Origin of the sequence: Arthrobacter sp. NicSoilB8, assembly GCF_019977355.1 — a bacterium.
Taxonomy (GTDB): domain Bacteria; phylum Actinomycetota; class Actinomycetes; order Actinomycetales; family Micrococcaceae; genus Arthrobacter.
On the sequence record NZ_AP024655.1, the window covers coordinates 4638097 to 4649750 of the forward strand.

Below are 11654 nucleotides of genomic sequence, written 5' to 3' on the forward strand. Positions count from 1 at the left end.
TCAGTCCTCCTTCCCGCCCACGAGGCGTTTCTGGATCAGGGCAATCAGCAGCACGCCGATCACGAGCACCACACCCAGTGCGGCAGCCAGATCGGGATTCCCCTGCAGGATGCCCTTCTGGTACATCAGGAATACCGGCGAGGTGGAGGCCCCGTCCGGGCCGCCGCCGCCGGTGAGCAGGTACGGTTCCGTGAACAGGTTGGCGCCGGTGATGGTGGCCAGCAGGGTCACCAGCACGCTGGCCGAGCGGACGCCGGGAACCGTGATGTTCCAGAACTGCACCCACTTGTTGCCGCCGTCCACCGAGGCGGACTCGTACAGCTCGTCCGGGATGTTCTGCAGCGCGGCCAGATACAGCAGGATGAAGAACCCCAGCTGCTTCCAGGTCACGAACAGGGCCACCGTCGGCATCGCGAGCCAGGAGTTCACGAGCCACGACGGGTTGGGGGCCAGCGGGCCAAGTACCGAGTTGACCAGGCCGTTCTGCTGGAACAGGAACAGCCAGACGCCGACGACGGCGACACTCGCCGTGACGTACGGGACGTAATAGCTGACCCGGAAGAAGGTCTTGAGCTTCGTGACACGGTTCAGGGCGTTGGCCAGGACCAGGGACAGGCCCACGGTCAGCGGGACGTTGATGAGCAGGAAGATCCCGATATTGGCGAAAGAACGCTGCACGGCGGGGTCCGTCAGGACGGTGATGTAGTTATCCAGGCCCACGAACGGGCGGTCAACCTTGACCCGCGGCGCGGTGAAGTAATAGTCGTGGAACGAAATGTAGACGGCGTAGCCAAGCGGAAACGCCAGCACACCCAGGACGTAGATGACGTAGGGGGCGCTGAAGAGCAGGCCCAGGGGCTGGCGGCCCAGGAAGTTTTTACGCTTCCTGGGCGCCATCCGCCGGTCCGCTGGCCTCCGGTCCCTTGCCGGGAGCGTGCTGTCCCCCGCAGTTTGGCCGGAGGCCGCGGCGCCGTCAGCTGAGCGAAGTGACATGGAGATTCACCCGCTACTTCTGTACTGCCAGTTGGTTGATCTTCTCGGCAGAGGCCTTGAACGCGGCGTCTACGCTTTCGTTGCCGAAGATCACGGACTTGGCGTAGGCGGTGCGGAAGGTCTGCCAGACCTCAACCGAGTTGGCCACGTTCGGCACCTCGACAGTGTGGCCGGCCTGCTCCGCGAACTGCTTGTAGAGGGGGTTCTTGGCGAAGTAGTCCGCGTAGGCGGCCGGGAGGTCCTTGCGCATCGGCATCTGGCCGGTGTCGGCGAGGAGCTTGCCGTCCTGTTCCTTGCTGGTGGCGAACTTCATGACTTCCCAGGCCGTGCCCTGGTTCTCACAGGCAGAGTACATTGCGACATTCTTCGCATCCGAGAACGTGGAGCCTTCAGTCTGGGCCTGCGCGGCCGGCACCGGCACGGCACCCCAGTTGACCTTGTCCTTGTAGGCGGCGATGGCCCACGGCCCGGCCAGCGACATGGCAGCCTTGCCCTCGGCGAAGGAGTCACCCTGGTAGACCTCTTTCGAGGCCAGGTTTTCCTTGTACAGGGTTTGGAACATGGTGGCGACCTGCTTGCCCTGGTCGCTGTCGAAGGTGGCCTTGCCATCCTTGACCAGCGGCTCGCCCCCGGAGTTTGCGGCGTAGAAGGGGTAGAAGTCGAACCAGGACTGGAAGAAGTCACTGGCGGGGGACGGCCAGACCGCATTGGCCGCGGCCCCGGACTTCACGATGGTGCGGGCGGTATCCAGGAATTCGGCCTGGGTGCCCAGCTTGGGATTCTCGGCGTCAAGGCCTGCCTTGGTGAAGAGATCCTTGTTGTAGAACAGCACCACAGGGTTGGACTTCCAGGGCAGCTGGTACATCTTGCCGTCCGCGGACTTGTACTGGTCGGCGAGGTCGCCGGTGCGGTCCTTGATGTACTGGGCGCCGTCGGGGAAGGAATCCAGCGGGACGAGGCCGCCCTGCTTCTGGAACTGGGGAACGGCGACGGGCGCGGTGTTGAACACCAGGCACGGGGCGTTGCCGGCGGTGATGGCCGCGCCGATGACTTCCTCGGAGCTCTTGCCGGCCGGGATCTCCTGGGCATCGATCTTCTGGTCCGGGTGGGCGGAGTTCCACGACTCCACCATCGCCTTGCCCCACTTGACCTCGAACTCGTTGTTCGAGTACCAGATCTTGATGGGGCCCTTGGCCGTTGTTGCCGACTCGGCGGTGCCGCCGCTGGCGCCGCCGCCGCAGCCGGCCAGGCCCGCTCCCATGATGGTCAGGGCGGCCACGGACAAGACTCGCGCGGCAGTTGAAAAGCGCTTCATTGCGTCTCCTTGGGAGGGGTTTTCTGACGGTCAGTGCCAGAGGTGGGTGTTCGTGCGGGACGAAAGGTGGGGTCGTGCGGGCTGGTTTCGGGCGGGCCGGGTCAGGCCTGGGGCGTCAGGCCGGGGTCAGGCCGGTGGAGGCCTGGGGCGTCAGGCCGGGGCCGGGCCGGTGGAGGCCTGGGGCGTCAGGCCGGGGCCGGGCCGGTGGAGGCCCGGACCACCAGGCGGGGCGCCGGCAGGACGGTATCCTCCCCGCCGTGCGCCCCGGCCAGCTGGTTCAGGAGGACCTGGGCCGCAACCCGGCCCCAGAGCATGGGATCGGTGGCCAGGGTGGTAAGCGGCGGATTCAGGTACTGGGTGAACTCCGCGTTGTCGTAGCCGACGACGGAAAGGTCCCCCGGGACGCTGAGCCCCAGGGACTGCGCGTAGGACTGCCCGGCCGTGGCCATGAGGTCATTGGCGTAGACGATTGCCGTGGGCCGGTCGGCCCGGCGGAGCAGTTCGGCGGTGGCGGCCGCCCCGCCCGCGGCGGTGAAGTCGGCGCCGGCAAAATGGTCCGCGGGAAGACCGGCGGCGGCCAGTGCATCCTCCCAGGCCTTGCGGCGGCCCTGGCCGTGGATGTATTCCTGCCCTCCGCCCACATGGGCGATCCGGCGGTGCCCGAGGCCCACCAGATGTTCCACCGCCGCCACGATGCCTGCCGATTCGTCCACGGAGACGGCCGGGAACGGCGAACTGGCGTCCGGGCGGTTCAGCGTGACGGCAGGCAGCTTGAGCTCAAGCAGGAGCGGGATGCGGGAGTCCTTGTGCCGGACGTCGGTGAGGATCACGCCGTCGACCCTGCCGTTGTCCACCAGTTTGCGGTAGCAGCGTTCCTCGGCGCCCGGCGCCGTGGCGACGCTCAGGACCAGGGTGTAATCGTGCTCCGCGAGCGCCGTCTCGATCCCGGCAATGAAGGCCGGAAAGAAGGGGTCGGTTCCCAACAGGGAGGGGTCCCGGGCCACCACGAGGCCCAGGGCGTAGGCCTTCGCGGAGGACAGCCCCTTCGCCCGCAGGCTCGGCTTCCAGCCGAGGTCCTTGGCCACCCTGAGGATGCGCTCCCGGGTGTCCGGGCTGACGCCGGGCTGGCCGTTGAGGGCGTAGGACACGGCACCCTTGCTGACGCCGGCCGCGTGGGCGACGTCGCTGATGGTAACTGCCATGGAGCCGTTCCCTTCGGGTCTGGTTCGCTGGCAGCATGCTGCACTGAACCGGTTAAGTGATGGGTATTACTAAACCGGTTCAGTTGGTCTTTGTCAAGGATCGGGACCCGGCATCCTGTCAGGCCGTCGCCTTCCAGGTGCCGCGGCGGGACGTCCCGGGTGCCGCCGCGGCGCCAGATTAGCAGTTGGCCGGCTTGTACTCGTAGGCTCCCGCATCGGCCGCGCCGCCGCCCTGGCAGTCCCCGTTTTGGGTGGCCTGCCGGCCGTCCAGATCCATGGGGAACGGGCTCGACCCTGCACGGTCGATGGCCGGGCTCGTGCCGGAAAGATGGAGGTCGGCCGGTGCATTCACAAACCCGGCCGGCTCGGTGGTGGACGTGGGGCTGGGAACAATGTTGGTGGGGCCGTTGAGGACATTTTGTTCCTCCGTCCAGCCGGCACCGTCCATCCACAGCGAGTTGCGCGCCGCCACGAGGATGTTCCCCCTGATGACGGTGGAGGCCGGGCATGAGGCGTGGCAGACGACGGCCTGCGAGTCCGGGCCGTCGAGCCACACGGTGTTGTATTCGAACGTGGTGCCGTTGGTCGGGCCGAAGGACGACGTTCCGCCGCGCGCAATCAGCCCCATGGCCTGGGAACAGCCTGGGTAGCACGTGGACCGGACGAGGTTGTAGCTGTACGTGTTGCCGTCGGCGGTGCCGTCGCCTCCACGCCCCAATTCGGAGAAGACGTTGTTATCCACCGCAACATTGTGGTGGATCCTGTTCCGGCTGCCGTTGAAGATTTCAATCGCGCTGCCGTCGTGGCCGAAATCGTAGGACAACGCAGTGGAACCGGTGATGGTGTTGCCGGAGAACTCGTTATCGCTGCCGTTGATGAGGAAGCCAAAGGCGCCCGAATCGTCACTGCACTGCACGGCCGCCGCCGTACCGCACTCCGATCCCGGGGTGTTGACGTTCATGATGTTGTTGTCGACGAGCGTGTTGTTGGCATAGTTGCCAAAGTCGGAGCCATCACTCACCTTGATGCCTGCGGCGTTGTTCCTCGCGGCGGAGTTCCGCACGGACCCGTGGTCGCCGTAAACGCTGAAACCCGCATAACCGCACGATTCCGCCTGCAAGCCGTCGACGGCGATGAAGTCACCGTCCAACCTGACGCACGTGCCGGCCAGCCCCCCCGTGACCATGGGCAGCTCGCCGCTCCCGTAGGCGTTCAGGGTGATCTTCAGCCGGCCGGTGCCGCTCCGGCTGATGTCCAGCCCGCCGGAGAAGACGTCCCCTCGGCGAAAACTGACAGAGTCCCCGGGCTGCAGCGCAGCGGCGTTGACTTTATCGAGGGTCTGCCAGGCGGATTGGGGTGAAGTCCCGTCATTGGCGTCACTGCCGTCCGCGCTCACGTAATAGGCGATTCCCGCAGCCGTCGCCGGCACGGATCCGCCACCCAGCAGGCCGCCCAGGAACAGCAGGACGATCAGCGTGGCGGCGGCTGTGGACTTGATCTTCATGGGTGCACCTGGGTTTTCGCCATGTATCCGCGGATCCGGGCGCCACCACCTGCCGGCGGACCACGTCGGCACCCTGAGGGGCTTAACGCTAAGAGCGCAGCGGCACTTAGTCAATGAACCGATCCGGCAGGGGAGGCGGCTCCCGCCGCAGCGGCCGCTTGAACCGCAATGTTCTTTTTTGCTACTTGACGTTCCTTATTGTGCGATTATGATATCTAATTATGTGAGCTGCTTCACGCCACCCGCGTTATTTCAAAGGAGAAATTATGACCATGCATGAAGACGCACTGCTCCGGGCCTCCAGCCAAGGCGGGTGGGACCGGAGGACGCTGCTGAAAACATTCGGCGCCGGAGCAGTCGCGATGGCCGGTATTCCCCTGCTTTCGGCCTGCACGGGCGGCAGTGCACCTGCCAGCAGCGGCGCCAACACGGCCACCTTCGGTTCCGGATCCTCGGACGAGGTCCCCAAGGCTGCCTACAAGGCGGTGACCGACGCCTTCGAGAAGAAGTCCGGCATCAAGATCACCACCAATGTTGTGGCGCACAATGACTTCCAGAACAAGATCAACACCTACCTCCAGGGCAGCCCGGACGATGCTTTCACCTGGTTCGCCGGCTACCGCATGCAGTACTACGCCGGCAAGGGATTGCTCGCCCCGATCGACGACGTCTGGGAAAAGGTCGGCGGAAACTACTCCGACGCACTGAAGAAGGCGTCGACGGGCGCCGACGGCAAGATGTACCTGATCCCGAACTACAACTACCCCTGGGGCTTCTTCTACCGGAAGAGCCTGTGGACGGAGAAGGGCTACGCCGTCCCCACGACGTTCGATGAGCTGAAGGCGCTCTGTGCCAAGATGAAGGGCGACGGACTGATCCCGATTGAGTTCGCGGATAAGGACGGCTGGCCCGCCATGGGCACGTTCGACTACCTGAACATGCGCCTGAACGGCTACCAGTTCCACATGGACCTCACCGCGCACCGCGAAAGCTGGGACCAGAAGAAGGTCAGCGACGTCTTCGACACCTGGAAGGTGCTGCTGCCGTACCAGAACCCGAACGCCCTCGGCATGACCTGGCAGGACTCCGCGAAATCCCTCGCGGACAAGAAGTCGGGCATGTACCTGCTCGGCTCCTTCCTCACCCAGCAGTACACGGACAAGGCGATCGCCGACGACATCGATTTCTTCCCGTTCCCGGAGATCGCGATGGAAGGCCGGGACGCGATCGAGGCACCCATCGACGGCCTCTTGCTCTCCAAGAAGGGCGGCCAGAACCAAGCCGCCCGGGACTTCCTGGCCTACGTCGGAACCCCGGAAGGGCAGGATGTGTACGCTTCGGTGGACTCGTCCAACATCGCCACCGCCAAGGGCGCGGACACCTCGAAGTTCACGCCGCTGAACAAGAAACTGGCCGAGGCCATCAGCGGCGCCAAGAACATCAGCCAGTTCTTCGACCGTGACGCCCTGCCCGCCATGGCCAACAACGTGATGATCCCGGCCCTGCAGACCTTCATCAAGGACGGCACCGTTGATGTGAAGAACCTGGAAGCCCAGGCCAAGTCCCTGTACGCCGCCCAGTAGCGGCGCGTCCCCGCCCGCATTTACGACCGCATTTCCCCGGCACTTCCGCAGGCATTTCCCAAAAGCATTTCCCCAAGGCATTTCCCAAGGCAAGGAATCTCCATGAGTGTCTCTACCAATCCGTCGTCGCGGGGGCGCAGAGCAGTTGCCGCACCCGCGCGGCGGGTTCGGCGGCTGTCCCGCCGCGACAAAGTGGTGCTCGGCATGATGGTGGGCATCCCCACACTGATCCAGCTCGTCCTGGTCTGGATCCCCACCCTCATGTCGGTCGGCCTGTCCTTCACCCGTTGGAACGGGCTGGAGCTGACCGACATCAAGCCCGCCGGCGTCGAGAACTACTTGTTCGTCGCCCAGGACTACCCGCCGTTTTGGCCCGCCGTGCAGCACAACGTGCTGTGGCTGGTGTTCCTGGCCCTCGTCGCCACGCCGCTGGGGCTGCTGCTGGCCGTGCTCCTGGACCAAAACATCCGCGGCACCAGGATCTATCAGAGCATCTTCTTCGCCCCGGTCATGCTCTCCCTGGCCCTGATCGGGATCATTTGGCAGCTGTTCTACAACCGTGACAGCGGCCTCCTGAACTTCCTCCTCGGCACGGCGGGCACGCCCCAGGCCGTGGACTGGTTCGGGGATTCCAGCGTCAACATCTGGGCAGCCCTGTTCGCCGCCACGTGGCGGCATGCCGGCTACGTCATGATCCTTTACTTGGCCGGGCTCAAGGGAGTGGACCCGACGCTGCGTGAAGCCGCCCAGATTGACGGTGCCAACGCGGTCCAGACCTTCTTCCGGGTGATCTTCCCGGCCATGCGCCCGGTCAATGTCATCATCATCGTCATCACCGTCATCGAATCCCTCCGGGCGTTCGACATCGTCTACGTCATCAACCGCGGCACCAACGGCCTGGAACTCATCAGCGCCCTGGTCATCCAGAACCTGGTGGGCGAGGGGCAGGTGATCGGCATCGGATCGGCCCTGGCCGTCATCCTGCTCGTCATCTCGCTGATCCCCATCACCTTCTACCTGTCCCGCGCGTTCGGAAAGGACAAAGAGGCATGAGCATCGCCCATCCAACCGATGCCGCCGCAGCGGGCACCCCGGCGGACGCCGGCCGGCCCAGCTCCGGCGCGGGCAGGACCGGTCCCAAGCCCGGCCGGCCGGCCAACAACAAACAGGGCAAGCGGCACTACGGCACCCATGTTTTCCTGATCGTCATGGCGGCGATCTGGCTGGTGCCCCTGGGCTGGGCCATTTTCACGGCCCTGCGGCCCAAAGCGGACACGGACAAGTACGGCTACTTCAGCACGGGGGGCGCCTTCAACTTCGACAACTTCACCCAGGCCTGGACGCAGGGCGGCTTTGCCCAGCTGTTTTGGAACTCCGTGCTCATCACGGTCCCGTCCGTGTTCCTGATCCTTTTCTTCGCCTCCATGATGGCGTTCGCCGTCAGCCGGGTGAGCTGGAAGTTCAATATCACGCTGCTGATCATGTTCACCGCCGGAAACCTGCTGCCCCCGCAGGTGCTCGCGGCCCCGCTCTTTGAAATGTTCAAACACTTCGAGCTGCCCTACGCGCTCAGCGATTCCGGAAACCTGCTCAACACCTACATCAGCGTGATCGCGGTGGACACCGCCTTCCAGATCGGCTTCGTGACCTTCGTACTCTCGAACTACATGAAGGCCCTGTCCCCCGAACTGACCGAGGCGGCCCTGGTGGACGGCGCCGGCGTCTGGCGCCAGTACTGGGACATCATCCTGCCGCTGTGCCGGCCTGCCCTGGCCGCCATGGGCACGCTCCAGGTGATCTTCATTTACAACGACTTCTTCTGGCCTTTGCTGTTCATCCAAAGCGGCGACCGCCTTCCGGTCACCACCGCCATCAACAACCTCCAAGGCCAGTTCCTCTCCAACTACAACCTGATCGCCGCCGGCGCCATGATCACGGCGATTCCGGCCCTGGTCATCTATCTGCTCCTGCAGCGCCACTTCGTGGCGGGCCTGACCCTCGGCTCCAGCAAAGGATAAACGTGGACACCAGCATCAACCACAACAACACCGCCATGGACTACATCACCGCCCGCCTCGGCTCCGAGGGCTCCCCGATGCTGGCCTTCGGCGGCGACTACAACCCGGAGCAGTGGCCGGAAGAGACGTGGGACGAGGACGTCCGGCTGATGCGCGAGGCCGGCGTCAACCTGGTCAGCGTCGGCATCTTCAGCTGGTCCCTGCTGGAACCGTCCGAGGGCGTCTACGAGTTCGGCTGGCTGGACCGGGTCCTGGACCTGCTGCACGAAAACGGCATCCGGGTTGACCTCGCCAACGCCACGGCCTCCCCGCCGCCCTGGTTCAGCCACAAGTACCCCCAGTCGCTGCCGGTAACTGCCGACGGCGTGCGGCACAGTTACGGTTCCCGGCAGGCCTTCGCCGCCTCAAGCCCCGACTACCGCCGGGCCGCCGCGGCACTGACCGAGCAGATCGCCGTCCGCTACAAGGACCATCCCGCCGTCGTCATGTGGCACGTCCACAACGAGTACGGCTGCCACAACCAGCCGGACTTTTCCGACGGCGCCGCCGCGGGTTTCCGGCGCTGGCTCGAACGCCGGTACGGCAGCCTCGAGGCCCTCAACACCGCGTGGGGCACCGCCTTCTGGTCCCAGCGCTACTCGGCCTGGGAGGAGATCCTGCCGCCGCGGACCTCCGGGACCTGGGTCAACCCGACCCAGCAGCTGGACTTCGCCCGCTACTCCTCCGATGAGCTGCTCGAATGCTACAAAGCCGAGGCGGCGATCCTCCGCTCGCATTCGGGGCACCCGGTGACCACCAACTTTATGGGCTTCAACATGGGCCTGCACCAGCCCGTGGACTACTGGCGCTGGTCCGAGGAGATGGATGTGGTCTCCAACGACCACTACCTCATTGCCGAGGACCCGCGGAATTTCCAGGAGCTGGCGGCCACGGCGGACCTCACCCGCGGCTGGGCCAAGGGCAAGCCCTGGCTGCTCATGGAGCACTCCACCTCGGCTGTCAACTGGCAGCCCCGCAACATCGCCAAAGCCCCCGGCGAGATGCTGCGCAATTCCCTGCAGCACGTCGCCCGCGGTGCCGACGGCGCGCTGTTCTTCCAGTGGCGGGCCTCGCGTGCCGGCGCCGAGAAGTTCCACTCCGGACTGCTGCCGCACGCCGGCACGGACACAAAGGTCTGGCGTGAAGTGGTCCAGCTCGGCCAGGCGCTGCGCAGCCTGGCCGAAGTCAGCGGCTCGCTGGTCACGGGGGCCTCCGGCCGGGTGGACGTCGCCATCCTCCACGACACTGACGCCCGCTGGGCCTCGGAACTGGACTCGCATCCGAGCGTGGATGCCTCGAACATCGCGGAAACCCGGCGCTGGCATGATGCCTTCTACCGGGCCGGCATCCCCACGGACTTCCGCCAAAGCACCGAGGACCTCTCCGGCTACCGGCTCGTTGTCGCGCCGATGCAGTACCTCGTGAGCGATGCCGGGGCCGCAAACCTGGACGCGTACGTGCGCGCCGGCGGCCACCTCGTGGTGACGTATTTCTCCGGTATCGTGGACGAAAATGACCACATCAGGCTTGGCAGCTACCCTGGCGCGTTCAGCGGGCTGCTGGGCGTCCGGATGGAGGAGTTCTTCCCGCTTCGCGCCGGGGAAAGCGTCCGGCTCAGCGGCTTCGGTGCCGGCACCTGCTGGAACGAACTGGGGCAGGCCACCACGGCCGAGGTCCTCGCGGCCGTGGACGAGGGACCGGCCGCCGGCTCTCCCGCCGTGACCCGCAACCGCGCCGGGAGCGGCCGCTCCTACTACGTCGCGACGACGCTCGCGCCGGAGGGCCTGGGCGAACTGCTCACCGTCATCTGTGCCGACGCCGGAGTGCAGCCGCTCGTTCCGGAGCTGCCGGCAGATGTGGAAGTTGCCCGGCGCAGCAAGGACGGGACCGACTGGACGTTCTGCATCAACCACGGGGCGCACGACGTCCGGCTGCCGCTGGCAGGCGTGGACCTCCTCACCGGCACCGAGCTCGACGGCGGGCTCGGCCTCGCGGCCGGAGCCGTCGCCGTCGTCCGTTCACCTGCCGCCCGGCTGGTCGGCACATCCGTCAGCCAAACAGGTCAGGCAAGCCACTCAGACGACTCAAACCTGTCAAGCCTGTCAAACCACTAAAGCCTCTAAGGACTCCACATGCTAGCCGCAGCCCGCCATTCCGCCATCCTCGCGGAGGTCCAGCGTGAGCGGATCGTCCGTGTCGCGGACCTCGCCAAGATGCTCGGCGTCTCGCTGATGACCGTGCGGCGGGACATAGAGGCCCTCGACGCGGCGGGCGCGGTGGAGAAAATCCATGGCGGGGCCAAACTGCCAGGCGGAGCCAGCACGCATGAGCCAGGCTTCGAGCTCAAGGTGACCCAGCTGAAGGACGAGAAGATGGCGATCGCGCAGGAGGCGGCCGCCCAGGTGCGCGAGGGTATGGCAGTGGGGCTGAGCGCCGGCACCACCACATGGGCGCTGGCCCAGCTGCTGGCCGCCGGCCCGCGGATCACGGTGGTCACCAACTCGGTGCGGATCGCCGACGTCTTCCACCAAAGCTCCTCCCCGTCCACCGTGATCCTGACCGGCGGCGAGCGCACACCCTCCGATGCCCTGGTCGGTCCACTGGCCACGTCCTCCCTCAGGCAGCTGCACCTGGACGTGCTGTTCCTCGGCGTCCACGGGGTGGACGCCGACGCCGGGTTCACCACGCCGAACGTGCTGGAAGCCGAAACCGACCGGGCCTTCGTTAGCGCGGCCCGCCGGGTGGTGGTCCTGGCCGACCACACGAAGTGGGGCACCCTGGGCATCAGCACCATCGCCAGCCTCGAGGACGCCGACGAACTCATCAGCGATGACCTTCTGGGCGGTGAGGCCCGGCGCATCCTCGGCGAACGCGTCGGACGGCTCCGACTGGCCCCTACCGGCGACTCCCGGCACGGCGCCGCTTCAACCCGCGCCGCCGCTATCCACAGCGCCGCCTCGGGCTGACCGGCACGTCCCCGCCCCCTCCAAACCACTACGC

General features: G+C 66.0%; 9 protein-coding genes. 5 read left to right on the forward strand and 4 right to left on the reverse strand.

The features are described 5' to 3' along the window. The 4 genes from LDO15_RS20980 to LDO15_RS20995 form a co-directional block, all read right to left on the reverse strand. Entirely contained in the window at positions 1-897 is an 897-nt protein-coding gene (locus LDO15_RS20980) for a sugar ABC transporter permease (protein WP_223982063.1), read from the reverse strand. 109 nt (positions 898-1006) lie between these two features. Beyond that, positions 1007-2308, reverse strand: coding sequence for a sugar ABC transporter substrate-binding protein (locus LDO15_RS20985; protein WP_223982064.1), 1302 nt, complete (start codon positions 2306-2308; stop codon positions 1007-1009). 185 nt (positions 2309-2493) lie between these two features. Further along, positions 2494-3510: a LacI family DNA-binding transcriptional regulator gene (locus LDO15_RS20990; protein WP_223982066.1), complete on the reverse strand. Its 1017-nt coding sequence runs from the start codon at positions 3508-3510 to the stop codon at positions 2494-2496. Positions 3511-3688: 178 nt separating this feature from the next. Continuing rightward, on the reverse strand, positions 3689-5014 hold the full coding sequence (locus LDO15_RS20995) for a hypothetical protein (RefSeq protein ID WP_223982068.1): 1326 nt from the start codon (positions 5012-5014) through the stop codon (positions 3689-3691). A 266-nt stretch (positions 5015-5280) separates the two neighbouring features. On the opposite strand from LDO15_RS20995, the gene LDO15_RS21000 reads away from it, so the two are divergent. The 5 genes from LDO15_RS21000 to LDO15_RS21020 all read left to right on the forward strand — a co-directional run bounded on the left by LDO15_RS21000 (position 5281) and on the right by LDO15_RS21020 (position 11620). Then, positions 5281-6597, forward strand: coding sequence for an ABC transporter substrate-binding protein (locus LDO15_RS21000; RefSeq protein WP_223982070.1), 1317 nt, complete (start codon positions 5281-5283; stop codon positions 6595-6597). 102 nt (positions 6598-6699) lie between these two features. Then, a complete protein-coding gene (locus LDO15_RS21005; protein WP_223982072.1) occupies positions 6700-7650 on the forward strand; it encodes a sugar ABC transporter permease in 951 nt (316 codons plus the stop codon). Beyond that, positions 7647-8615, forward strand: a complete 969-nt coding sequence (locus LDO15_RS21010; RefSeq protein ID WP_223982074.1) for a carbohydrate ABC transporter permease — start codon at positions 7647-7649, stop codon at positions 8613-8615. The genes LDO15_RS21005 and LDO15_RS21010 overlap by 4 nt, the downstream gene beginning before the upstream one ends. Before the next feature lie 2 nt (positions 8616-8617). Further along, positions 8618-10768, forward strand: a complete 2151-nt coding sequence (locus LDO15_RS21015) for a beta-galactosidase (protein WP_223982075.1) — start codon at positions 8618-8620, stop codon at positions 10766-10768. Positions 10769-10786: 18 nt separating this feature from the next. Beyond that, entirely contained in the window at positions 10787-11620 is an 834-nt protein-coding gene (locus LDO15_RS21020; RefSeq protein ID WP_223982078.1) for a DeoR/GlpR family DNA-binding transcription regulator, read from the forward strand. Positions 11621-11654: the final 34 nt, after the last annotated feature.